Source organism: Chelativorans sp. AA-79, from assembly GCF_029457495.1.
In the GTDB taxonomy this organism is placed as follows: Bacteria; Pseudomonadota; Alphaproteobacteria; order Rhizobiales; family Rhizobiaceae; genus Chelativorans.
The window spans coordinates 4,658,020-4,682,092 of record NZ_CP120361.1 but is presented as its reverse complement, the minus strand read 5'-3'; the positions used below and the strand labels follow the sequence as shown (position 1 = coordinate 4,682,092).

Here is a 24,073-nt window from a genome sequence, read left to right as displayed (position 1 = left end):
GCCCGGCCGGGCAGAGGGGGGTGCGATAGGCACCGTCCTCTCCAACAGGCGAGGATCAAAGTCATCCTCAAGGTTCCATCGCCTCGTGGGACCATCATCGAAAGCAGCTCCATGATCCGCGCAGCGGTCAATCGCATCGTCGGCATGCTCACGGTCATGGCCCTCGTCGTGACCATTGTCTTCGTCATCGTCCGGGTAACGCCCGGCGATCCGGCGGCTGTCATGCTCGGTCCTGAGGCGACTGCCGAGGACGTGGCCGCTCTTCGAGAGCGGCTGGGCCTCGACGGCTCCATTCCCGAGCAATTCGTCGCTTATGTAGGCGGCATCCTGCGCGGCGATCTGGGGCAGTCCATCTTTCTCGGGCGTCCCGTCACCCAGGCCTTGTGGGAGCGGGCGGAGCCCACCTTCTTTCTCACCATCTTCTCGCTGGCCATCGCCGTCCTCATCGCGCTTCCCGTCGGCGTGGCCTCGGCCTATTGGCGGGGATCGGTGTTCGACCAGTCGATGACGACGCTCGCCATGCTCGCGGCGAGCGTGCCGAGCTTCTGGCTGGCGCTGCTCTTCATCCAGTTTTTCGCCGTCAAGCTCGGCTGGTTCCCGACTTCCGGCTATGGCGGGCCGGACACCACGTTGCCGGAACGCCTGCACCATCTGGTCCTGCCCGCCGCCACCCTCGGCATCGTCAGCTCCGCCCTCATCATGCGCTTCACCCGCGCCTCCATGCTCGACGTGCTCAACGACGATTATGTGCGCACGGCCCGCTCGAAGGGCATGAGCGAGTGGCGCGTGGTCGTGAAACATGCGCTCAAGAACGCGCTGATCCCGATCCTGACGGTGATCGGTCTGACGGCCGCGCTGCTGATCTCCGGCGCGATCGTGACGGAGACGGTCTTCAGCCTTCCGGGCGTAGGCAACCTCATCGTCTCGGCGGTGCTCAGGCGCGACTATCCCGTGATCCAGGGCGCACTACTCATCGTCGCCGGGCTCTACGTGCTCATCAATTTCCTGATCGACATGCTCTATGTTCTCGTCGATCCGCGGGTGCGCTACTGATGGCGGGCGCGGTTCTTCACACCGGCCGTGAGCCGAACCTACTCGTGAGGCTGGTGGGCCGTCCGACCGCCCTTGCCGGGCTGGTCGTCATCGCGCTCGTCGCCGTCGCGGCGGTCTGCGCGCCGTTGCTCACCGACGTCTCTCCCAGCCAGCTTTCCATCGTGAACCGGCTGAAGCCGCCGGGCGATGCCTATCTGATGGGCACGGACGATCTGGGCCGCGACATCTTCACCCGCGTTCTCTATGCCGGCCGCACATCGCTGACCGTCGGGCTCTCGGTCGTCGTCGTCGCGTCTCTCATCGGCATCTGCCTTGGCCTCGTCGCCGGCTTCTTCCGGCGCGCCGATGCACCGGTCTCGCGGCTGATCGACGCGATGATGGCCTTCCCGGACATCCTGCTCGCCATCGCGCTGGTGGCCGCGCTCGGGGCTTCCGCCTTCAATGTGGTGCTGGCGCTCGGCATCGTCTATGCGCCGCGGCTCGCACGCGTGGTGCGCGCCTCGACGCTCGTCATCCGAGAGCTGCCCTATGTTGAGGCAGCCCGGGCCCTTGGCGTGCCCACACCCGTCATCCTCGTGCGTCATGTGCTGCGTAATGTTACCTCGCCGCTTCTGGTCCAGGCCACCTTCATCTTCGCCCAGGCGATCCTGGCCGAGGCCGGGCTTTCCTTCCTTGGGGTCGGCATATCGCCGGATATCCCCACCTGGGGCACAATGATCGCCACCGGCCGGCAATTCGTCAGCTCCGCCGAATGGATCATGTTGTTCCCCGGCCTGGCCATCGTCGTGACGGTGCTTGCTCTGCAGCTTCTCGGCGACGGGCTGCGTGACCTCCTCGATCCAAGACTTGCGAAAGGCCTCTGATGATCGGCAATAGCTTCAAGCCTGCCTCTTCACCACTCCTCATCCGCAACGCAAAGCCCGTGGCGCTCGGCAAGGCCGACGGCGAGAGCCTCGACATCCTCGTGAAACCGGACGGGCGGATCGGCGAGATCGCCGCGTTCATCGAGGCGGGCGGCGATGTGCGCGTGGTGGATGCGAAGAGTGCCTTCCTCTCCGCCGGATGGACCGACCTCCACGCCCATGTCTGGTATGGGGGAACGGATATCTCGATCAGGCCCGGCGAAGCGGGGGCGGCGCGCGGCGTGACCACGGTGGTGGACGCGGGTTCGGCGGGCGAAGCCAATTTTCATGGCCTGCGCGAGCTCATGGTCGACCCGGCACAGGAGAACGTCTACGCGTTCTTGAACATCGGCTCCATCGGGCTCGTCGCCTGCAACCGCGTCTCCGAGCTGATCGATATGCGCTCGATCGACATCGACCGCATCAAGGCCTGCGTCGACGCGAACCGGGACGCGATCGTGGGGCTCAAAATCCGGGCGAGCGCTGTGATCACGGGCGGCTGGGACCTGGTGCCAGTCAAGCTCGCCAAGAAGCTGGGCCGCGTGCTCGACCTGCCGGTCATGGTGCATGTGGGCGAGCCGCCGCCGCTCTACGATGACATCGTGGAACTGCTTGGGCCGGGCGATATCGTCACGCACTGCTTCAACGGCAAGCTGGGCGGCTCGATCCTGGAGGACGAGGACCTTTATCTGCTCGTGGAAGCAGCATCCAAGCGCGGCGTCATCCTCGATGTCGGCCATGGCGGCGCTTCCTTCTCCTTCGACGTGGCCCGCGCCGCGCTTTCCCGCGGACTCCTGCCGCAGACGATCTCGACGGACCTGCACAACCGGTCGCTGGATGGCGCCGTCTGGGACATGGCCACCACCATGTCGAAGCTTCTTTCGCTCGGCATGGGCTTTGAGGACGTGGTGACCGCATCCACCATCAATCCGCGCAAGGCGATTCGCCTTCCGCACGAGAACCTGCTGGAGGTGGGCAAGCCTGCCGAATTCACGATCTTCGAGTTCGAGGAGACCGGGATCGAAGTCAAGGATTCGCAGGGAGCCACGAGCAGGCTCGACAAGACCTTCGAGCCGCGCCACGCCATTCTCGGTGCGGAGGCGGTAGCAGCCAGCCGCTACATGCCGTCGCCCGAAAGCAAGATCCATAACTGCCCTCACTGCGGATGGGCTCTATGACGGAGCTTGCGCCCGACACCATCCTCTCGGTGCGCGATCTGCGCACCTGGTTCCGCGGCAAGCGCTCAATCGCCAAGGCCGTGGATGGGGTGACGTTCGAGCTCAAGCGCGGCCGCACGCTGGCCGTGGTCGGCGAGAGCGGGTCGGGCAAGTCGGTCACCTCTCTCTCGCTCATGGGCCTTCTTTCCAAGCCCGGCAGGATCGAGGGCGGGGAGATGCTCTTCCGCGACCGCAAGGGCAGGGTGCATGACCTTGCGAAGGCCAAGGCCAGCACCTTCCGCGCATTGCGCGGCAGTGAGCTCGCCATGATCTTCCAGGAGCCGATGACGAGCCTCAACCCGCTCTACACGGTGGGTGACCAGATCGGCGAGATGATCGCGCTACACGAGAATGTGAGCCGGGAGGAGAAGCGCCGCCGGGCGCTGGAGATGCTGAAGCGCGTCGAGATCCCCGATGCCGAGAACCGGCTCGACGACTATCCGCACCAGATGTCGGGCGGCATGCGCCAGCGCGTGATGATCGCGCTGGCGCTCGCCTGCGGCCCGTCGCTGCTGATCGCGGACGAGCCGACCACCGCACTGGACGTGACGATCCAGGCGCAGATCCTCGATCTCCTCCGCCGCCTGCAGGAGGAGTTCCGCATGTCCATCCTCTTCATCACCCACGACCTCGGCGTCGTGGCAGAGATCGCCCACGAGGTAGTGGTGATGTATGCCGGCCGGGTGGTCGAGCAGGCGCCGGTGGAAGAGCTCTTCGATCGGCCCAAGCACCCTTACACCAAGGCGCTCCTTGCCTGCACGCCGGACGCGCGGCGCGACCTCGGTGACGCAGGCGAGCGCAAGCGGCTCTATTCCATCTCCGGCTCCGTGCCCTCCATCACGGATCTCCCGGTAGGCTGCTCCTTCGCGCCGCGCTGCGAGATGGCCATCGAAGCGTGCCAGACGACCGCGCCGCCGCTCGTGCCTTCGGGTGAGGGGCGCTTTTCCCGATGCCTGCGGGAGGCCGAGTTATGAATGTGATGGACCGGATGATCGGAGCCGACGCGGGCATTCTCCTCCGGGTCGAGGGGCTGACGAAGCGCTTTTCCGGCCGAGGCGGCAGGACGGTGCACGCGGTGGAGGATGTGAGCTTCGACGTGCCGCGCGGCGCGACCGTCGGGCTCGTGGGCGAGTCGGGGTCGGGCAAGACCACGGCAGGCCGCTCGCTCCTGCGCCTCACCGAACCCACCTCAGGAAGCGCGGTCTTCGACGGCGTAGACCTCTTCTCCCTCTCCGAGAAGGAAATGCGGGCCTATCGCCGGCGTATCCAGATCATCTTCCAGGATCCGTTCTCCAGCCTCAATCCGCGCATGCGGGTGGATGCGATCATCGACGAGGCGCTCTCCGCCTGCAACTATCCGCGCGGCGCGAAACGGCGCGAGCGCATCGCCGAGCTTCTGTCGCTTGTGGGGCTTTCGCCCGACCACGCGCGCCGCTACCCGCACGAGTTCTCAGGCGGCCAGCGCCAGCGCATCGGCATCGCCCGCGCGCTCGCGGTGGAGCCGGAATTCATCGTTGCCGACGAGCCGGTCTCCGCGCTCGACGTTTCCGTCCAGGCGCAGATCCTCAACCTCCTGGGCGACCTGCAGCAGCAGCTCGGCCTGTCGATGCTCTTCATCGCGCACGACCTCTCCGTGGTGGAGTACCTCTGTGACCACGTCGTGGTCATGTATCTCGGCCGCGTCATGGAGCGGGGGCCGAGCCGCGAGGTCTATGCGCATCCCCGCCACCCCTATACACGCGCGCTTCTGGCCACCGCGCCCGTGCCCGACCCGAAGCGCAAGCGCACCCATGTGCCGCTCGCGGGCGACATCCCGAGCCCGCTCAACCCGCCGTCGGGCTGCGTATTCCGCACGCGCTGCCCGCACGCGATCGAGGCTTGCGCCGAGGTCATCCCGCCGCTCGAGGGGCACGATCACGATCATTTTGCGGCCTGCATCAGGCAGGACGAATTGAACGCACCTGTAGGATAGTTGGAGAATTTGCGAATGACCTTTTCCGAACCGGCGAGACGCCCGGAAACATCACCCTATGAGCGGCTCGCCGCCCTCGGGGTGACGCTGCCGGCGGCCCCGAAGCCGGTCGCCAATTTCGTGACCCATGTGATCGAGGGAAACCTGCTCTTCCTGTCCGGCCAGGGGCCGACGGAGCCGGACGGCCGCCAATATCACGGCAAGGTTGGGGGAACGGTGTCCGTCCGCGAAGCCTACCAGCATGCCCGGCTTACCGGGGTTAATTTGATTTCCGTCATGCACCACGCACTGGGCGACCTTTCACGCGTCAAGCGTATCGTGAAGGTGCTCGGCATGGTCAATGCCGAGCCGGATTTCGGGGAGCATCCGGCGGTCATGAACGGTTGCTCGGACCTCTTCATAGAAGTGTTCGGGGAAAGAGGCATGCATGCGCGCTCGGCCGTGGGCTTCGGCTCCCTGCCGGCGCAGATAACGGTCGAGATCGAAGCCGTGGTGGCGATCCACGGCGATGAGGAGCGCTGAAGAGAATGCTGAAGAACGACATCCGCACCCGCCTCGGCCTGAGGCATGTCATTAACGTATCAGGCACGATGACGTCGCTCGGCGCTTCCATCGTGGTGCCGGAGGCGGTCGAAACCATGTCGGCCGTCCTGACCGAATGGACGGAAATTTCCGACCTGCAGCGCACCGCAAGCCGCACCATTGCGCGTCTGACAGGTGCGGAAGCGGGTTGTGTGACCGCGTCCTGCTCAGCCGGCATCACGCTTGCCGTCGCGGCCACCATGACCGGCAGCGATCTCGCGGCCATCGAGCGCCTGCCGGACGCCACCGGCCTCAAGGACGAGGTGCTGATCCAGTCCGGCCACATGGTGAGCTACGGCGCGCCGGTGGAGCAGGCGATCCGCCTTGCAGGCGCGAAGGTCGTGCCGGTGGGGCAGGCCACCAGCGCCCATGCCTACCAGCTCGACGGCGCCATCACGGAGAAGACGACGGCAGCCGTCTTCGTTGTCTCGCATCATGTGGTCGACTATGGCCAAATCCCGCTCAGAACCTTCGCGGAAGTGGCGCACGCCAATGGCGTGCCGGTCATCGTCGACGCGGCTTCGGAATATGATCTCAGGGGCTTCCTCGAAGCCGGCGCCGACATCGCGCTCTATTCCGGCCACAAGTTCCTGGGCGGCCCGACCTCCGGCATCATCGCCGGCCGCAAGAATCTCGTGCGCGCCTGTTACCTGCAGAACCGGGGCATCGGCCGCGGCATGAAGGTGGGCAAGGAGAGCGTCGCCGGGGTGATCGGTGCGCTCGAAGCGTGGGAGACCCGCGACCACGCCGGCGTGCGCGCTCGGGAGCAGAAGGCGCTGGACCTGTGGGGCAGGACGCTGGCTTCCCGCCCTGGCATCAAAGCCGTCATCGATCCCGATCCCACCAACAATCCGCTCGACCGGCTGAAGGTCTTCATCGATCCGGCCGAGGCGCGCATCACGGCTTGGGATTTGGCCGACCGGCTCGCGCAGGGTGACCGGCCGATCATCGTCCGCGACCATGAGGTCGAGCACGGCTACTTCTATCTTGATCCCTGCAACCTCCATCCGGAGGAAGAGGAGATCGTCGCATCGCGCCTGGTTGAAGAGCTTGAAAAGGCGGACTCCGCGCTGGAACCCGTGGCCTCTTCTCTCGAAGAACGGCGGCTCCGGCAGGAGGCTGCCGTCCTCGATTGGCCCGATTGATCGCAGATGGTATAGCCGGCTCGAACGGGCTGAAAGGAAGAGGATGAGCACGGTGAAAACCGAACCTGCCGCGGGCGAGTCTGGCGCCAGGCGCACGCGCACGAGCGCGCTCGACCGCATCATGCAGGTGCTCGATTTCCTCCAGGAGCAGGACCAGCCGGCGACCGCCTATGAAGTTGCGCGTGCCGTGGGCGCGCCGCTCTCCACGATCTATGTCATCGTCGACGACCTCGTGGAGAAACAGGTGCTCGACCGGCAGGAAAACGGCGCGCTCTGGTTCGGCCCGCGGCTTTACCACTACGGTCTCACCTATGCCCGCCGGCTCGATCTCCTGAGCGCCGCCACCCAGGAGATGACGGATCTCGCCATCGGCTCGCGCGAGACGGTGCAGATCTGCGGCCGCGACGGCGACAACATGGTGGTGCTCGCCATGTTCGACGGGCCGGACCATTATTACGTCGCTTCCCGTGTTGGAACGCGCACGCCGCTCAACTGGTCCGCCTCGGGCAGGCTTCTCGTGGGCCACCTGCCGGAGCATGAGCGCCGCGAGATCTATGCCCGTTCCACGCGCCCATCGCCCACCGGCCGCGCGGAAACCGACGTGGAGAAGCTGACGCAAGCCTCGCGCAGGGTGTTCGAAGAGGGACTCTGCATTCAGGCGGGCGAGTCGGATTTCTCCGTCGCCTGCATCGCCGCTCCGATAGTCGACAACGACGGCGCCTGCCGGGCGACGGTTTCCATCGTCGTGCCCGATCACAAGGTCCATCAGGCGGCCCCCGACCTGAAGGCGCTGGTCAAGGAAAGCGCAAGGCGTATCGAGGAAAGGCTGGGCTGGCGGCGACGGTGATTTGCCGCCTCACTCCATCCTCCTGCGGAACAGCCACGCCGCTGCTGCGAGCGTCACGAAGGCGATGATGGCGAGGGGTACCGTGTTCTGTACGGCCTCGCCAAGTGGCAGGTCCTTCAGGAACACGCCCCGCACGATTACGAGGAAATAGCGCAACGGGCTGGCATAGGTGATCGGCTGCAGCCAGTCCGGCATGTTCTCGATCGGTGTCGCGAAACCGGAAAGCAGCATCGCCGGCACCATGAAGAGGAAGGCGCCGAGGATCGCCTGCTGCTGGGTCATGGCGAGCGCCGAGATGAAGAGGCCGACACCCACCACCGCGAGCAGATAGAAGATGCTGCTTCCGTAGAGCATCAGCAGCGAGCCCCGGAGCGGCACGCCGAAAACGTAAATCGCCGCCAGGATATAGATCGTCATGTGAAAGGTGCCGATGAGCATCGGCGGGATGACCTTGCCGATCAGGATCTCGTGCGTCCTGAGCGGCGAGACCATGAGCTGGTCGAAGGTGCCGAGTTCGCGCTCGCGCGCGATGGAAAGGGCGGTCACCACGAGGCCGATGAGCAGCGCGATCGCCGCCACCAGATTGGGCACCATGAACCATTGGAAGATGAGGTTCTGGTTGAACCAGTTGCGCGGGACGACGGTGACGGACTGCCCGGCTCCGCGCCTTCCCGCAGCAATATCGCCCGCCAAAGCGTTGACGACCTGGTTGAGATAGCCGGCGACGATCTGCGCCGCATTGGAGCGCCGGCCGTCGAGGATGATCTGCAGGTCGGCTTGCCTCCCTGCGGCGATGTCGCGTGAGAAGGTCGGGCCGATATGGATGGCCGCGATCGCCTCCTGCCGGTCGATGCCCTTGCGCAGCGCCTCAGGGCTTTCCACCCTGGTGATGCTGCGGAAGGTGGGTGCGCCGGCGATGCGGTGCATCAGTTCCTGGCTCCACGCCCCGGAATCCCGGTTGAGCACGAGGATGTCCACGTTCTTCACCTCGAGCGTCGCGGCGTAGGAGAAGACGAGGAGTTGCAGGATCGGCGGCCCGATCAGGATCAGCCGCCCCCGCGGATCACGCAGGATCGCAAGAAGCTCCTTGACGATGAGGGCCTTGAGCCGGGTCCACCACATGTCAGGCGATCCTCTTGCGCGTGCTGCGGGCGGCGAGGATGAACAGGATGGCGCCGATGGTGAGCATCACGGCGATGGCGCGCAGGAACATGGGCCAGATATCGCCGGCCAGGAACACGCTCTGCAGGCTCGGGATAAGATAGCGCGCGGGGACGATCGTCGTGATGATCTGGATGATCCATGGCATCGAATTGATCTCGAACAGGAAGCCCGAGAGCAGGAAGGCCGGCAGGAAGGCCGACAAGAGCGCGAGCTGCGAGGCGAGGAACTGGTTCTTGGTCGCGGCCGAGATGAGGAGTCCCTGGCCCAGTGCAGGCATGAGGAAGCTTGCCGAGAGCGCGTAGAGCGCCAGCACTGAGCCCCGGAACGGCACGCCGAAGACGAAGACGGCGATCAGCACGCAGAGCGACATGGAGGCGAGGCCGAGGATGAAATAGGGCAGGATCTTGCCGGCTAGCAGCTCCGCCGCGGTAACGGGCGTCGCCATCATGGCTTCCATGGTGCCGCGTTCCCATTCGCGCGCCACCACGAGCGATGTGAGCAAAGTTCCCACCAGCGTCATCACGATGGCGATGGAGCCGGGGACGAGGAAGTTGCGGCTCGCAAGCTCCGGGTTGAACCAGAAGCGCTGCTCGACCGAGATGACAGGTGGCCGCGCCGCCACTTCGGCCGCGCGCTGCGCTGTCCACGTGCCCACCACGCCCTGCACGTAGTTCTGCACGAAATTGGCCGTGTTGGGGTCCGATCCGTCAACAATCACCTGGAGTTCCGGCGATCCCCCGCCCGCCGCCACATCGGCAAAGTTTGCCGGAATCACAACGATGCCTCGAACCCGGCCGAGGACGAGATCTTCGTCGAATTCGCGCCGGTCGCGGCCGGTGGCCACGTCGAAGTAGCGGGAGGCCTGGAAGCTTGCTGCAAGATCCTGCGCAATCGGCGTGGCGTCCTCGATGACGAGGCCGATGCGCGTGCGGGTGGTGTCGAGCGAGACGCCATAGCCGAAGATGACGAGCAGGATGAGCGGCAGCACGAAGGCGATCAAGATGCTGCTCGGATCGCGCATGATCTGCAGGCTCTCCTTGCGCACGAGCGCTGCGAAACGGCGCGCACGGCCGATGGGCGGGGTCGCCCGGTCAGCCCCTTCAAGCGCCTCCGTGCTCATGCCGCCTCCGCGGGATCGGAGTTCTTCACGAGCGCGATGAAGGCATCCTCCATGGTCGGGTCGGGATTTTCCGCCGTAGCCACGCTCGCCTTCAGCTCGTCCGGCGAGCCGAGCGCGATGGAGCGGCCGCGATAGATGAGCGAGATGCGGTCGCAATATTCCGCCTCGTCCATGAAATGGGTGGTGACGAGCACGGTGACGCCTTTCTCGACGAGGCCGTTGATATGGGTCCAGAACTCGCGCCGCGTGATGGGGTCGACGCCGGATGTGGGTTCGTCCAGGAAGAGCGCCTCGGGCTCGTGCAGCATGGCGCAGGCGAGCGCGAGCCGCTGTTTCAGGCCGAGCGGCAGGTCCTTGGCCGACATGGAAAGCAACGGCCCGAAATTGAAGATCTCGGCCATGAGATCGACGCGTTCGCGTTTGCGAGCGCCCCTGAGGCCGTAGACTCCCGCGAAGAAGGCGAGGTTCTGTGCGACGCTGAGGTCGCCGTAGAGCGAGAATTTCTGCGCCATATAGCCGAGGCGGTTGCGCGCCTCCGCCGTGTCGCGCCGCAGGTCGAAGCCGGCCACGCGGCCTTCGCCCTCGGTTGGCTTCAGCAGTCCGCAGAGCATTTTGAAGGTGGTCGATTTTCCCGCGCCGTTAGGGCCGAGGAGGCCGAAGATCTGCCCGCGCGGGATGGAGAAGGTGATGTCGCTCGCGGCCGTGAAGTCGCCGAACCGTTTGGTAAGGCCCTTTGCCTCGATGACCGCGCGACCGCCGTCCTCGTTGCGCGGAACGGCGGCATCCGCGAGCTTCGACTGTCCGCCGGGCCCACCGCCAAGCATGTCGACGAAGGCGTCCTCGAAACGCGGCTGGGCAGGTTTCAGCATCGCTGTCCGTCCGGCGAGATCGGTCGCCTTCCAGCCCTGCGGCTTCCCTGCGTCGAGCACGAGCCGGATGGCCTCGCCTTGGATCACGCCGTCGACCACGCCCGCCTGGGCGAGCACTTCCGTCAGGATCGGCCGCCGGCGCCCTTCAATGCCGGTGAGTTTGTATACGCGGCCGCCGACCCGGTCCGTGAGTTCGGAAGGCGTACCGGCGAAGAGCAGTTTTCCCTCGTTGAGAAGGAGGACGCGGTGGCAGGCCTCTGCCTCGTCCAGATAGGCGGTGGACCAGACCACGCCGATCCCCTCCTTGGTCAGGTCTTCGACCATGGCCCAGAGGTCACGGCGCGAGATCGGGTCGACGCCCACGCCGGGCTCGTCGAGAAGCAGGAGGCGAGGTTTTTTCAGAAGCGCGCAGGCGAGCCCGAGTTTTTGCTTCATGCCGCCCGAAAGCTTGCCGGCGAGCCGCGCGGTGAAGCGCTTCAGGTCCGTGAAGGTGAGCAACTCGTCGAAGACCGCCGGGCGCTCGGGCAAGGGCAGTCCGCGCAGATCGGCATAGAGGTCCAGATTCTCCTGGACGGAGAGATCTTCGTAGAGGCCGAAGCGCTGCGGCATGTAGCCGATGGCGGCCTGGATGCTCGCGGGATCCTTCCGCGTGTCGAAACCCAGTACCTCGATGGTGCCGCCGTCAGGCGCCATCAGTCCGGTCATGAGCCGGATGAGCGTCGTCTTGCCGGCGCCGTCCGGCCCGACCAGGCCGGTGATCTCACCGCCGCGGATCGAGCCGGACACCGCGTCGAGAGCCGGAGGCGCGCTCCCGAACCGCTTGGTGACATCCGACATGCGGACGAATTCCGCGCTCATGGGCTTATCCTCAGTCCGCTGCCGCGTCCTCGGCCCCGCTCTCCAGCACGCGGACGGTGACGGGCATGCCCTGGCGCAGGCCGGTATCCGGCTCCTCCACCACCACACGCAGGCGATAGACGAGATCGGTCCTGAGTTCCGGTGTCTCGACGGATTTCGGCGTGAACTCCGCCACCGGCGAGATGAAGCCGACCTTGCCTCGATAGGGCTTGTCCGGCGCCGTGTCGGTGACGACCTCGACCGCCATGCCCGGATGAATGCGTCCCAGATCCGGCTCCTCGACATAGGTGCGCACCCAGACCGGCTCGTCGAGGGAGAGCACGTAGACGGCATCGCCGGTCGACACGATCGCGCCCGGCTCACGCACGCGCGAAAGGATCACGCCTTTGGCCGGCGCGCGAAGCTCCGCATCGCTAAGCGAGGTCTTGGCCGAGGCAAGATTGGCTTGCGCGCCCTGCAGGCTTGCCTGCGCCGCCGCGATGTCTTCCTTCCGCGTGCCTTCCTCGAGCAGGTGGAGGGCTTCCTGCGCGGCGTCCACCCGTGCGGCCGCCATGTCCCGCGCGGCCTGCGCCTGGTCGAACGCGGCCTGCGAGATGGCGCCGCTCGGGCGGAGCTGGCGCGCCCGCTCCAGCGCCTGCTCGGCATTTGCGAGATTGTAAGTTTGCTCGGCAAGTGCCGCGCGCGCCTGGGCGATCTCGGCCTGGCGCGGGCCGGCCTCGAGCTTGGCGAGGTTCGCCTGCTGGTTCGCCACCTGCGCTTCCGCCGCGTTTACGGCATCGACATAGGTCTGGTCGTCTAGACGAGCCAACAACTCTCCTTTCTCCACCCGGTCGCCCTCGTCCACCAACATCTCGGCGATGCGGCCGCTCACGCGGAAGCCGAGCTGCACCTGGCGGATGTCCACATTGCCGTAGAGCGTAAGGCCTGGCTCCTCAGGCTGCGTCCAGCCGAAGCGGGACGGCAGGCCGTACCACCAGCCGGCCGCTGCTGCCCCTGCCGCAAGAAGCGCGAAGATCGCAAGAAGCCTACGTCTCATGGCGCGCCTCCCGGTGGAGCGATGCCACCAACTCGGCGGCGATGGCCCGGATCTCCTCGGCCTCGGACTTCCCGAACCCCGCCCATCCGAGCTGGGCGAGGACGGCGGCGCGCGCCATGCGGAAGACCATCACACCGCCAAGGAGCGTGATCGTCCGAAGCTTGACATGGTTCGTGTCGGGATCTTCGCCGATGATGATGCCGACGAGCCGGCCGGTCACCTCCAGCATGGGCTTCATCACGCCCTCATAGACCCGCTCGAAGGCCTCTGTGGGCTCCATCTGCTCGCGGATGAGGAAGCGCGCCCAGGGCTCGGATTCGTCGCTGACGAAGAGCGCCGCCATGGTGTGTGCGATCCTGGTGAGGAGCTGCCGCGCCTCGGCCGTCTCGATCCCCCTGCCTTCCAGGTCCGCCTCTTGCAGGCGCCCGTGCACCATCTCCCGCAGCTCGGTGACATGAGCGGAAATGAGGGTGCCGATATGCTCGGCCGCGGCGATGTAGAGCCCCTCCTTGCCGCCAAAATAGTAGGGGATGGCCTGGAGATTGACGCCGGCCGCGTCGGCGAGCATCCGCGTCGACGCGCCGTCGAAGCCGTAGCGGCCGAACACGTCGACCGCAGCCTTCAAAAGCCTTTCGCGCGGATCGCTCCGTTTGGCAGTGGTTCGGTCCCGGGACGGACGTCTTTGCTGCGACATGAAGTAAGCCTCTGCAATGGTTGCAGGCCGCTTATAAATCGATCGAATGATTAAGTCAATCGAATGAAAATATCTGGATACCGTGAGGCACACCTGCCGCCCGCAGGACCGAGGCGCAGCACAAACAAAAAAGGCGGACACAAAGGCCCGCCGAAGAAGAGGTGTTGAATGCTGGCTTATTCAGGCAGAGAGATTCCATAGATCTCGGCGAGCTGGCCGAGCATGAGGTTGGCCGCGATTACGCCGCCTGCCGTGTTCCAGATCGCGTCGTCCACGGGCATTGCCTTGCCGGCCTTCACCACTTCGAGGTTCTGCCAGAGCGGCTCTTTGGTCCATTCCTGGGCGAGCGCCTCCGCGCTTCCGTCGCCCGTTTCATAGACGAAGTAGAAGAGCCGATCGCCCTCCATTTCGGGAATGCGCTCCTTCGTCACCTCGTCGGCGAACGTCTCCTTGTCCTGGCTTTCCGGGCGGGCAAAGCCGATCTCGGACAGGATGAGGCCGGGGAATGTGTCCTTGTAGTAGATGCGGGTGCGGCCGGGCATGAAGCGCACGAGCGAGATCTTCTCCTGCTTTCGGTCACCGAGCGCCTCGCTCAGCGCCGCGACGCGGGCGTTGTAGCGGTCGAGCACGGCCTGGCCCTCCGCCTCCTTGCCCACGGCCTCGGTGTAGAGCGCGAAATTGATCTTCCAGTCGCCGCGCAGCCGCTCCGCGAACACCGTCGGCGCGATGGCCGAAAGCTGCTCATAGATCTTCTCCTGGCGCGTCTTGTTGCCGATGATGAGATCGGGCTGGAGTGCGGCGATGAGCTCCAGATTGACCGCCGATTCCTCGCCTACGACCTCCACGCCCTCCATCTGTTCGGCGATGTGCGCGTACCACGGGTCGCCGAGCCAGGAGCGCACCGCGCCCACCGGCTTGATGCCGACGGCGAGCAGCGCCTCCGTCCCTTCATTGGTGAGCACCACCACGCGCTGCGGATCGTCCGGCACCTCGGTCGTGCCCATCGCATGCGTGATCTCGGCCGCCTCCAGCCCAGCGGCGGCGAGAAGAAGCGGCAGAGCCGCAAGGGTGGAAAGCAACTGGCGACGGAACATGGCGGGCGCACCTAACTTGACAAACACAGTGGGAATTTGGGACAGCAAGAAGCAGAAGCAAACCTGACTGTCAACATCACCTTTGAGCAGCTACGTGCCCATCGCCTTGCCCGCCGCCGAGGGCGGAAACCGGCTGCCCTTCATCTATGCGGGCCTCGCGGCCCTGCTGTGTCTGGCGGTACTCGGCAGCCTGCTTCTGGGCTACACACTCTATACGCCCGGCGATCTCTGGAACGCGCTTGCCGGCTCCGGCGCGAGCGAGGCCGACACGGTAATCCGCGAATACCGCCTGCCGCGCGCGGTGGTGGCGCCGCTGGTGGGCGCCGCGCTCGGGGTGGCGGGCGTGATCGTCCAGACGCTTTCGCGCAACCGCATCGCTTCGCCGGACACGCTGGGCTTGAATGCCGGTGCCTCGCTGGCGGTCGTGGCGGCGAGCGCCGGCTTCGGCGTCTCCTCGCTCGTCGGGCTGTCCTTCGCGGCGACCGCCGGCGCCTTCCTCACCAGCGTTGTCGTCTTCGCGCTGGCAGCGACGGCGGGCGGGCTTTCGCCGGTGCGCATCGTGCTCGTGGGCGTCACCTTCGCCGGGCTGATGAACGCCATGGTCGAGGTGGTGCTCACCGTCAACGAGGCGGAACTGCAGCAACTCCTCTTCTGGCTCGCCGGCGCCTTCGTGGACCGGCCGCTCGATCTGGTGGCGCGCAACCTTCCCCTTCTGTTGGCGGGCGGGTTGCTCGCGGCGCTTCTCGCCCGCCCGCTCGACGCCCTGCAGACGGACGACATGACCGCGCAGAGTCTGGGCGCGCCGGTACGCGTGATCCGGGTCGCAAGCTTCGTGGCCGTCGCGCTGCTCACGGGTGCCTCGGTGGCGATGGCCGGCCCGGTGAGCTTTGTCGGGCTGGTCGTGCCACATGCAGCGCGTGCCCTCGTCGGCTCGCGACATACCGTGCAACTTGGCGCAGCGGCGCTGATCGGCGCCGTCTATGCGACGGCGGCCGACATCCTCGCCCGCTTCGTCATTTACCCGACGGAGGCTCCCGTGGGCGCCATCACCGGTGTCGTGGGGGCGGGCCTGCTGCTCATGCTCCTCCGCAGGCGCGCGGCCTGATGGGCGGGGCGGCGAAGCTTCAGCGGGCGGCCCCCGCTCTCGGCAGCCTCGCCCGCGACCGCGCGCGGGCGGTCACCGTGCTCTTCGGGCTCCTCGCCGTCGCAGCCCTCCTGCTGCTTGGCAGCACGGCCTTCGGCTCCACCTGGATTCCTTTGGAAAAGGTTCTCGCCGCCCTCTTGGGCGGCGGCGAGCGGACCGATAAGCTCATCATCCTGCAGCTGCGGCTGCCGCGCGTCCTCCTTGCGGCACTCGCCGGCGGCGCGATCGCCATGGCCGGCTTCCTGCTTCAGAAGGTCACACGCAACGATCTCGCCTCGCCCAGCGTGCTTGGCATCGTCGATGGTGCGGCACTCGGCGTCGTCATCTTCCTGGCGCTGCTTTCCGACGAGAGCAATTCGCTCGTCACCAGCATCGCCTGGCAGCCGGTGGCGGCCGCCCTCGGCGCGGGCGCGGCGGTGGCGCTCGTCTTCGTCCTGAGCGGGCGGCAGGCGTCCTCGGCGGTACGGCTGCTCCTCTTCGGCATCGCGGTGGCCGCCGCCGCGAAGGCCGTCACCATGGTCCTCATGCTGATCGGCCCCATCTACCGCACCACCCAGGCCGCGCGCTGGATCGCCGGCGCCGTCAACGAGACCAATTGGGGCGAGGTGCAGTTGACCGCACTGCTCCTTCTTCCCGCGCTCCTCCTGGCCCTTGTCGCGGCCACGCGCCTGCCGCCCAGCGACCTCGACGAGGTTTCCGCCCGGTCGGTGGGCTTGAACCTGCCCGTCTTCCGGCTGCTGGTCTTTGCGCTCGCCGCGGCTCTCACCGCGCTGTCGGTGGCCTTTGCCGGCGGCGTCAGCTTTATCGGCCTGCTCGCCCCTCATATGGCGCGCCTCCTGGTGGGGCGTTCCGCGCCGGCCGGAATCCTCGCCAGCGGCCTCGCCGGTGCGGCGATGCTGATGGGAGCCGACCTCGTCGTCCGGGGGCTCTTCGCACCGACGGAAGTACCGGCGGGTACGGTGACGGCCGTGATCGGCGCTCCCTACTTCCTCTATCTCCTTTTGCGGAAGGACCGCCTCCATGGATAAGGCGCTCAACGGGCTGACGGTCGACGCGCTTTCGGTCGCCTACGGTCCCCGGCTCGCTGTCGACGCTATCTCGCTCGCGATCCCGAAGGGCGGTATCACCGTGCTCGCGGGCCCGAACGGCTGCGGCAAATCCACGCTCCTGCGCGCGATCCGCAGGCTGCATGCGGCCAGGTCGGGCCGTGTGCTCCTAGGCGAGACCGACATCGGCAGGCTGCGCGAGAAGGAGATCGCGCGCGAGATCGGGCTGTTGGCGCAATCGCCCTCCGCGCCCGAGGACATGCGGGTGGAGGAACTCGTGCGGCTCGGCCGCTACCCGCACCAGGCGATGATGCAGCCCTGGAGCAAGGACGATGCGACGGCCGTCGAGGACGCAATGTTCGGCACCGGCGTAGGGCACCTGCGGGATCGCCGGCTGGGCTCGCTCTCGGGCGGCCAGCTCCAGCGCGTCTGGATCGCCATGGTGCTAGCGCAGCAGACCGATATCATCTGCCTCGACGAGCCGGTGAACCATCTCGACATGGCGCACCAGATCGACTGCCTCGATCTGGTCGGCCGGCTCAACCGCGAGCACGGTCGCACGGTCGTGCTCGTCCTCCACGACCTCAACCTCGCCGCCCGTTATGCCGATCTCCTCGTCTTCATGCAGGACGGCAGGATCGTCAAGGCCGGTCCGCCCCGGACCATGATGACGGAAGAGCTGATCGCCTCCGTCTTCGGCATCCAGTGCCGCGTGATCGAGGATCCGGTGCACGACCGCCCGCTCTGCATCCCCATGCGCAACTCCTCGCCGCGTTTCGAGGTGCAGGGGTGACTTAGCCCCTGGCGATCGAGTGCACGGACGAGTTGGCCGGGAGCGTTTTTTTAACGGGCGGGTGCATATCGTTGCCCGAACGGAGAGGCGGATTGTATGGGGGCGTTGGACGGTATGTCCGAAGGGACCAGGATGGAAGGCGGTGCGCCGCGGAAGCAAGGGCCCCTTTCGGCGCATCCCCGCGGCGTGGCGATTCTCGGCGGTGCGCATGGAACCCTGGCGCTCGCGCGCAGCCTTGGTCGCCGCGGCGTCCCCGTCTGGCTCATCACCAACGACAATCCTCTGCCGAGCTGGTCGCGCCACGTGCACCGCACTCTGCGCTGGCAGGGCGCTGCCGACCCTGGCTCGGTCCCCTTCCTGCGCGCTGCGGCGGCCGAACACGGGCTGGAAGGCTTCCTGCTCGTGCCGGCCGCCGATGCCGAGGTGCGGCTCGTCGCGCAATCGGTTGAAGCGCTTTCGGCTGCCTACAACATCGCGCTGCCCGGTTGGGAGCGCCTGAAATGGGTCTGCGAGAAGCCGCTTCTTTACCGCCGCGCCGCTGAGCTCGGCGTCGACGTACCGCCGACCTATGAATTCTCCTCCGTTGAAGAGGCCGCGCGGGCCGAGATCCGTTTCCCCGTCGTCCTGAAGCCGAACATGGGCGGCGGCCGGGATTCCTTTTCCAGGGCCAAGGTCGCCCGCGCCGACGACAAGGACGGGTTTCTCGCCGCCTACAGGGAAGCCGCAGGTCAGATCGGGCTCGACAATGTCGTCGTGCAGGAGCTGATCCCCGGCGGAGGGGAAAGCCAGTTCTCCTACGCGGCGTTGTGGAGCGAAGGCCGGCCGGTCGCCGAGTTCGCCGCGCGGCGAGGGCGGCAGTACCCGGTCGATTTCGGCTATACGAGCACATTCGTGGAGGTGGTCGAGGAGCCGCGCGTCCTCGAAGCGGCCCGGCACATCCTTGGCGACATCGGCTATCACGGTTTGGTCGAAGTGGAATTCAAGCACGATGCGCGCGACGACCGGATGCGTGTGCTCGACGTGAACCCGCGCCCATGGTCCTGGTTCGGGCTTGCAGCGGCCGCCGGGGTGGATCTCGGCGCCATGCTTTGGGACGTGGCGGAGGGCAGGGATGTCGCGGCCAAGGCCGCACGGCGGAAGGTCTCGTGGATGTATCTGGTGCGGGATGCAGCGGCCGGCTCCCGGCTTGTCGCGACTAGGCGGCTGCGGGCCGGCGATTATTTTCGCTCCTTCGCCACCGTGCGCGCCTGGGCGGCATTCTCCGCCTCCGATCCGATGCCGGGGCTGATCGATATCCCACTGACCGCCTGGCGCGTGCTGACGCGGCGTTTCCTGAAGATCCATTGAAGAGGCGAGACGGCTGACCGCCATGCCCGATATCCCAGCACGACAGGCCGTGAAATATGCGGTCATCCGCGGTGTCCTCGATGCGATCGCGTGGTCCGGCGCACGGCGTCTCCTGCCTTCGGCGGGTGGTCGCGGAGTCATCTTCACGCTGCACCATGTTCGCCCCTCCAACGGCGCCTCCTATGATCCCAACGCGCCGCTTTCGGTGACGCCGGAATTCCTCGACACCGCCGTTCAGGCTTCGCTGGAGGCGGGGCTGACGCCGGTTGCCGTCGAGGACCTGCCCGAACTCCTCGCGGATCCCGCCGACAAAAGGCGCTTCGTCAGCTTCACGCTGGATGACGGCTACCGCGACAATGCCGAACACGCAGCACCCGTGTTCCGCAGATACGGCGTCCCCTACACCATCTTCATCACGGCGGGCTTCGTCGAGCGGACGCACTCGCTGTGGTGGGAGACTGTGACCCTGCTGACGGCCGGAAGCGATGAAATCGAGTTCGACTTCGGCGGCGGCGCCGAAACGCTCGAACTGGCGACGAATGCGCAGAAGCACGCGGCCTATGCCCGCTTCTCCACCTTTGTCGAGACCGCCGGCGAGGACGAGGCGGTGGCGCGCATCGACGCGCTGGCGCGACGCTGCGGGATCGATCCGCTCGCCGTCACCTCCGACCTGACGATGGACGCGAGCGAACTGCGCGCGCTCGCGGCGGATCCGCTCGCCCGGTTCGGCGCGCACACGCTCACCCATGTCAATCTGCGCCGCGTGAGCGAGGCGCGCCTTCGCGAAGAGCTCAAGGGCTCCGCGCAGGCGGTGGAAACCTATGTCGGGCGCTATCCGCGGGCGTTCGCCTATCCCTACGGATTTGCCGCCGCCGTGGGAGAGCGCGAGGTCGAAGCCGCCGCACGGGCGGGATTTGCGGTCGCGGTCACCACCCAGCCCGGTGTCCTCTCCGCCGCCATCCTCGACCGGCCGACAGCCGCCAGCCGCGTCTCGCTGAATGGCTATTTCCAGAAGAAGCGCTACGTCGAGGCGCTCCTGTCCGGCCTCGCCTTCAAGCTGACCTGAGACGCGTATCGCTCAGCAGCCCCTCCGCCTCCAGCATGGGATAGGCCATCGCGGCGAGCAGGGAGTTGATCTGCTTGAGGTCCCGGATGGTGTCCAGATGGATGGAGCTCGTCTCCACGCTCTGCTCCGCGCCCATGCGCAGGCGTTCGAAATGGCGCTGGCTCAGGGTCTTCTCGATGTCGCGCATCCGGTCCTTTTCGGCCACGAGTCGGCGCGCGGTCTCGGGGTCTCCCGTCACGAGCAGGTTGAAGGCAAGCCGCGCATTGGCGAGAACAGCGGCGTGGAAGGTGGAAAGCTCTTCCCAGCCTTCCTCCGTGAACTCCACCTTGCGCTCCATCTTCCGCCTGGCGTGGGCGAGCAGGTTGCGCACGATGATGTCGCCCGCCTGCTCGAGCCTGACGCAGACGCCGAGCAGCTCCTGGCACTGCCGCGCCTCTTGCGCCGACATCTCCTCGCGCCTGATGCGGGCGAGATAGAGCTTGATCGCGGCGTGGCGGCGGTCGAGGGTGTCGTCCAGGTCGGCGAGTGCCCGGATCTCCTGCTTGTCCGCCTGCCGGTAGAGCTCGAGCACGCGGCGCAGCATGAATTCCACCGTCTCGCACATCCGCACCGCCTCGCGCGTCACATTGGCGAGCGCCTGCGCCGGCTTGTCCAGTGCGCCGTCGTCGAGCGCGCTGACTTCGTTCAGCAACGCTTCCTGCTGCTCCTGCGGGCCCGGTCCGGGGGAGAGCGCCACGATCCCTTCCGTGGCCTTCAGCACGAGCCGCGACAGGGGGATGCCCGCCACGAGGATCAGCAGGTTGAAGAGGATGTGGGCATGCACGACCTGGTCCGCCGCCCCTGCGCCGAGCAGGGAGGTCTGCGGGCGGAAGAACAGGAAGGCGGCCAGCACCATCACGGAGCCCGCGCCGCGCATCAGGAGATTGCCGAGCGGCACCACGCGGCACGCCGGGGGCGAAGCCCGCGTCAGCATCGGCGCGATGAAGGAACTGCCGAGATTGACGCCCAGCACCATCACGATGCCGAGTTCGGGAGAAACGATCCCCCGTTCCGCGAAGGTGGCGAGGAGGAGCACCGCGGCGATGCTCGAATGGAAGAGGTAGGTCACGACCGCCGCAAGCAGGAAGGCGGTGGTTGGATCGCTGGAGAGATACCCCACGATCAGCGGCACGATACGGCTCTGCCGCAGCGGCTCGGAGGCCTCGCCCATCATCTCCAGCGAGAGGATCAGGAGGCCGATGCCGACGAGGATGCGGCCGGCCTGCCGCCACTCCCGCCGCTCCGTGGTCATGAAAATCGCCGTCCCCACTACGAGGCAAAGCGGAACCAGGAGCGTGAGGTCGAAGCTCAGGATCTTGACGACGAGCGCCGACCCCACTTCGGCGCCGCGCACGGCAAGGATGCCGGCAAGCCCCGTCACGATTCCCGACCCGGCGAAGGAGCCGACGAGCAGCGTGACTGCGGTCGAGCTCTGCAGCGCCACCGCAAGCGCGAGACCGGTGAACGCAGCGAGAAGCGGATTGCCGAGCGTGTGCCGCAGCCGCTGCTTCAACGCCTCGCCGTAAGCGCGTTCCACTCCCGTGCGCACCATGCGCGTCGCCCACAGAAGCAGCGCGATCGCTCCAGCCATGTGCAGAAAGAAGATGGATCCGGTCATTGGGCGTTCGTTTCCTCGGCGCAGAATTCTGGCGCGGCGAAAGTTTCCGCCGCCCTTCTAAACGCCCCAGTGCCCTAGAGGCTGCCTTTGATCGCAAAAAACATCAAGGACGAGTACGATCCGTCCTCGGGGGGAGGGATCGCGGAGCCGTACGCTCCGCACGCGTACGGCCGGCCCCGGCCGGGCGAAGCGCGGCCGGCGCTCCGTCCCTGTTCGCGATCACACGCGCGAGAACGCCGGCGCAGTCTCGTCCGAAGCGGCGGCGAGGTCGAGGATGCGCTGCAGCCCGGCCGCGTGCCGGAAGCTCGGCTCCGTCGGCAGGTTGAACCGCACCGCGTTGACGAAGCGCTCGTAATTGCTCGCCACGGGGGTGGCCTCCATGTCGCGCCAGGTCGCCGTCTCGGCATCCTCATCGAGGCAGACCCGGAGCTTTGAACTCTTGAGGTCGTGCTGCACCTCGATCCCGCCCTTGTCGCCATAGATGCGCACGCGCAGGTCGTTGAGGTGGCCGGTGGCCCAGCGCGTGGCATGGATCACGCCCACCGCGCCGTTGGCGAATCCCGCCGTCATGATGAAGCTGTCATTGGCGTCGAGCGTGTAATCGCCGATCCGGTCGCCGTCGGCCTTGTGGAAGGTCTTGAGGCGGCTGGTGACCGTCTCGATGTCCGTCCCCGCCCCATAGGAGGCGAAGTCGAGGATATGGATGCCGATATCGCCGAGCGTCCCGTTCGAGCCGTGTCCTTTAGACAGGCGCCACAGCCATTGCTGGCCCGTGCGCCAGTCGCCCCAAGCCTTGGAGACGAGCCAGCTCTGCAGGTAGGAGGCCTCGATGTGCTTCACTTCGCCGATGCGGCCGGAAAGCACCATCTCGCGCGCGGCGTGGATCTCGGCCACGTTGCGGTAGCTGAGATTGACCATCGCCACCACGCCTGCTCTCTCGGCGGCGTCGGCCATTTCGGTCGCCTCGGCGTAGTTCGTCGCCAGCGGTTTTTCGCACAGCACGTGCTTGCCGGCGGCGATGCAGGCGAGGCTCGTCGCATAATGCGCGGCATCCGGCGTCACATTGGTGACGGCGTCGAACTCGCCCCAGGCGAGCGCCTCGTCGGTCGTGGAGAAACCGTGTTCGATCTTGTGCGCGGCGCAGAAGGCGCTGAGTCGCTCGGAGTCGGTATCCACTCCGCCCACGAGATGGACACCGGGAATGGCCGCAAAGCGGGTGGCATGCTGGTTGGCCATCTTGCCGGTGCCGAGAATGAGCAAGCGCATGATGAAAATCTTTCCTATCTGAAACCTTGTTCACCCGGCTTATGCAGCTTCGGGCCGCGCTCGGTGATGGGTTCGGGCGCCTTCTCCACCGGCACGTTCGGCGCGTCGTGGACCGCGGTGTATGCTGGAGCCGGCGAATGGGCCCAGCGCACGGCGTTTCTCAGCACCTTGTGCACCGTCTCGTCGTGATAGGTGGGATAGGCCTCGTGACCCGGCCGGAAATAGAAGATATTGCCCGCGCCGCGCCGGTAGGTGAGACCGGAGCGGAACACCTCGCCGCCCTGGAACCAGGAGATGAAGACCGTCTCGAGCGGCTCCGGCACGGAGAAGGGCTCCCCGTACATCTCCTCCTGTTCGAGCTCGAAATATTGCGGCAGCCCGCGCGCGATCGGATGGCCGGGATTGACCACCCACACCCGCTCACGCTCGCCCGCCTCGCGCCATTTCAGCGCGCAGGGCGTGCCCATCAGCCGCTTGAAGATCTTCGAGAAATGCGCCGAGTGGAGCAGGATGAGGCCCATCCCCTCCCACACGCGCTTGGCCACGCGCTCGACGATCTCGTCCTCCACCTGGCGATGGGCCTTGTGCCCCCACCAGACGAGCACGTCCGTCTCAGCCAGCGCCTGCTCCGTCAGCCCGTGCTCGGGGTCCTGCAGCACGGCTGTTTTCACCGAAACGCCGCCTTCTGCGGCGATCGCTCTGGCGATGATCGTATGCATGCCTTCGGGGTAGATCGAACGCACGAGCTCATTCTCGCGCTCGTGCACATTCTCACCCCACACCAATACATTGATGCTCATAAGCACCCTTTGCTAATTCTTCTGGATCAACCGCACGGGGCATCCGCCTTTGAATCCCCATGCACCTCGCCTGCACGCACGCCTCCCGCAGAAGAGGAAGGCTGAACGCGCTTACCCACAAACCGATCGGAAAACCCTGGGCCCGGACCTCTACGTGTTGGATATTTGAACCTGCCTTTGGCACACTTTGGTGCAGTGGTTCGGTCGGCATGTGCCGGGGGTCTCTTCTGCGCGCAGTCTTTTCCGCTGCATTCCGCCGAGACACGCTGCGCCCCTGACCGCGTTCTGTTCGTATTTCGTGTGGCAGTCAAGAATTTTCCAGAGGCTTCCTCAAGATGTCATCGGGCGTGTTTTTCCTGCCACGCCCGACACCTACGCTGTCTTTCTCTCTGTCCTCTCCA

22 protein-coding genes are annotated in these 24,073 nt (G+C 66.3%); 13 read left to right on the top strand and 9 right to left on the bottom strand.

The features are described from left to right. Window positions 1-111 precede the first annotated feature (111 nt). The 8 genes from PVE73_RS22820 to PVE73_RS22785 are packed head-to-tail and all read left to right on the top strand — an operon-like array spanning window position 112 to window position 7,718. Window positions 112-1,053: an ABC transporter permease gene (locus tag PVE73_RS22820; RefSeq protein WP_277364446.1), complete on the top strand. Its 942-nt coding sequence runs from the start codon at window positions 112-114 to the stop codon at window positions 1,051-1,053. Beyond that, window positions 1,053-1,916 carry an ABC transporter permease gene (locus PVE73_RS22815; protein WP_277364445.1) on the top strand — a complete coding sequence of 288 codons (864 nt, stop codon included), beginning with the start codon at window positions 1,053-1,055 and terminating at the stop codon, window positions 1,914-1,916. Before PVE73_RS22820 ends, PVE73_RS22815 begins: the two co-directional genes overlap by 1 nt. Continuing rightward, a complete protein-coding gene (locus tag PVE73_RS22810; RefSeq protein WP_277364444.1) occupies window positions 1,916-3,133 on the top strand; it encodes an amidohydrolase/deacetylase family metallohydrolase in 1,218 nt (405 codons plus the stop codon). The genes PVE73_RS22815 and PVE73_RS22810 overlap by 1 nt, the downstream gene beginning before the upstream one ends. Then, on the top strand, window positions 3,130-4,146 hold the full coding sequence (locus tag PVE73_RS22805; protein WP_277364443.1) for an ABC transporter ATP-binding protein: 1,017 nt from the start codon (window positions 3,130-3,132) through the stop codon (window positions 4,144-4,146). Before PVE73_RS22810 ends, PVE73_RS22805 begins: the two co-directional genes overlap by 4 nt. A 5-nt stretch (window positions 4,147-4,151) precedes the next feature. After that, window positions 4,152-5,144, top strand: a complete 993-nt coding sequence (locus PVE73_RS22800; RefSeq protein WP_277367554.1) for an ABC transporter ATP-binding protein — start codon at window positions 4,152-4,154, stop codon at window positions 5,142-5,144. 15 nt (window positions 5,145-5,159) lie between these two features. Next, window positions 5,160-5,666, top strand: a complete 507-nt coding sequence (locus PVE73_RS22795; RefSeq protein WP_277364442.1) for a RidA family protein — start codon at window positions 5,160-5,162, stop codon at window positions 5,664-5,666. 8 nt (window positions 5,667-5,674) lie between these two features. Next, on the top strand, window positions 5,675-6,871 hold the full coding sequence (locus PVE73_RS22790; protein WP_277367553.1) for an aminotransferase class V-fold PLP-dependent enzyme: 1,197 nt from the start codon (window positions 5,675-5,677) through the stop codon (window positions 6,869-6,871). 43 nt (window positions 6,872-6,914) lie between these two features. Continuing rightward, entirely contained in the window at window positions 6,915-7,718 is an 804-nt protein-coding gene (locus PVE73_RS22785) for an IclR family transcriptional regulator (protein ID WP_277364441.1), read from the top strand. Window positions 7,719-7,727: 9 nt separating this feature from the next. On the opposite strand, the gene PVE73_RS22780 is transcribed toward PVE73_RS22785, so the two are convergent. From PVE73_RS22780 to PVE73_RS22755, 6 genes are all read right to left on the bottom strand, one after another. Then, the gene (locus PVE73_RS22780) at window positions 7,728-8,840 is read right to left on the bottom strand and encodes an ABC transporter permease (RefSeq protein ID WP_277364440.1); all 1,113 of its coding nucleotides are present in this window, start codon (window positions 8,838-8,840) and stop codon (window positions 7,728-7,730) included. 1 nt (window position 8,841) lies between these two features. After that, window positions 8,842-10,002, bottom strand: coding sequence for an ABC transporter permease (locus PVE73_RS22775; RefSeq protein WP_277364439.1), 1,161 nt, complete (start codon window positions 10,000-10,002; stop codon window positions 8,842-8,844). Beyond that, window positions 9,999-11,729: an ATP-binding cassette domain-containing protein gene (locus PVE73_RS22770; RefSeq protein ID WP_277364438.1), complete on the bottom strand. Its 1,731-nt coding sequence runs from the start codon at window positions 11,727-11,729 to the stop codon at window positions 9,999-10,001. The genes PVE73_RS22775 and PVE73_RS22770 overlap by 4 nt, the downstream gene beginning before the upstream one ends. A gap of 10 nt (window positions 11,730-11,739) precedes the next feature. Next, entirely contained in the window at window positions 11,740-12,765 is a 1,026-nt protein-coding gene (hlyD, locus tag PVE73_RS22765; protein WP_277364437.1) for a secretion protein HlyD, read from the bottom strand. Further along, window positions 12,755-13,459 carry a CerR family C-terminal domain-containing protein gene (locus tag PVE73_RS22760; RefSeq protein ID WP_277364436.1) on the bottom strand — a complete coding sequence of 235 codons (705 nt, stop codon included), beginning with the start codon at window positions 13,457-13,459 and terminating at the stop codon, window positions 12,755-12,757. The genes hlyD and PVE73_RS22760 overlap by 11 nt, the downstream gene beginning before the upstream one ends. Window positions 13,460-13,635: 176 nt before the next feature. Next, window positions 13,636-14,553 carry an iron-siderophore ABC transporter substrate-binding protein gene (locus PVE73_RS22755; RefSeq protein ID WP_277364435.1) on the bottom strand — a complete coding sequence of 306 codons (918 nt, stop codon included), beginning with the start codon at window positions 14,551-14,553 and terminating at the stop codon, window positions 13,636-13,638. Window positions 14,554-14,647: 94 nt separating this feature from the next. Between PVE73_RS22755 and PVE73_RS22750 the strand changes: the two genes are divergently transcribed. From PVE73_RS22750 to PVE73_RS22730, 5 genes are all read left to right on the top strand, one after another. Beyond that, window positions 14,648-15,658 carry an iron ABC transporter permease gene (locus PVE73_RS22750; protein WP_277364434.1) on the top strand — a complete coding sequence of 337 codons (1,011 nt, stop codon included), beginning with the start codon at window positions 14,648-14,650 and terminating at the stop codon, window positions 15,656-15,658. Then, window positions 15,658-16,725: an iron ABC transporter permease gene (locus tag PVE73_RS22745; protein WP_277364433.1), complete on the top strand. Its 1,068-nt coding sequence runs from the start codon at window positions 15,658-15,660 to the stop codon at window positions 16,723-16,725. Before PVE73_RS22750 ends, PVE73_RS22745 begins: the two co-directional genes overlap by 1 nt. Then, on the top strand, window positions 16,718-17,536 hold the full coding sequence (locus PVE73_RS22740; protein ID WP_277364432.1) for an ABC transporter ATP-binding protein: 819 nt from the start codon (window positions 16,718-16,720) through the stop codon (window positions 17,534-17,536). The genes PVE73_RS22745 and PVE73_RS22740 overlap by 8 nt, the downstream gene beginning before the upstream one ends. A 114-nt stretch (window positions 17,537-17,650) precedes the next feature. Further along, window positions 17,651-18,883 (top strand): ATP-grasp domain-containing protein, encoded by a 1,233-nt coding sequence (locus tag PVE73_RS22735; protein ID WP_277364431.1) that lies wholly within the window; start codon window positions 17,651-17,653, stop codon window positions 18,881-18,883. A gap of 22 nt (window positions 18,884-18,905) precedes the next feature. Beyond that, window positions 18,906-19,949 carry a polysaccharide deacetylase family protein gene (locus tag PVE73_RS22730; RefSeq protein ID WP_277364430.1) on the top strand — a complete coding sequence of 348 codons (1,044 nt, stop codon included), beginning with the start codon at window positions 18,906-18,908 and terminating at the stop codon, window positions 19,947-19,949. On the opposite strand, the gene PVE73_RS22725 is transcribed toward PVE73_RS22730, so the two are convergent. From PVE73_RS22725 to PVE73_RS22715, 3 genes are all read right to left on the bottom strand, one after another. Continuing rightward, window positions 19,936-21,606, bottom strand: coding sequence for a Na/Pi cotransporter family protein (locus PVE73_RS22725; RefSeq protein WP_277364429.1), 1,671 nt, complete (start codon window positions 21,604-21,606; stop codon window positions 19,936-19,938). The genes PVE73_RS22730 and PVE73_RS22725 overlap by 14 nt on opposite strands. 219 nt (window positions 21,607-21,825) lie before the next feature. Then, window positions 21,826-22,872 carry a Gfo/Idh/MocA family oxidoreductase gene (locus PVE73_RS22720; protein WP_277364428.1) on the bottom strand — a complete coding sequence of 349 codons (1,047 nt, stop codon included), beginning with the start codon at window positions 22,870-22,872 and terminating at the stop codon, window positions 21,826-21,828. Between the two features lie 14 nt (window positions 22,873-22,886). Continuing rightward, window positions 22,887-23,672: a ThuA domain-containing protein gene (locus tag PVE73_RS22715; protein WP_277364427.1), complete on the bottom strand. Its 786-nt coding sequence runs from the start codon at window positions 23,670-23,672 to the stop codon at window positions 22,887-22,889. Window positions 23,673-24,073 lie beyond the last annotated feature (401 nt).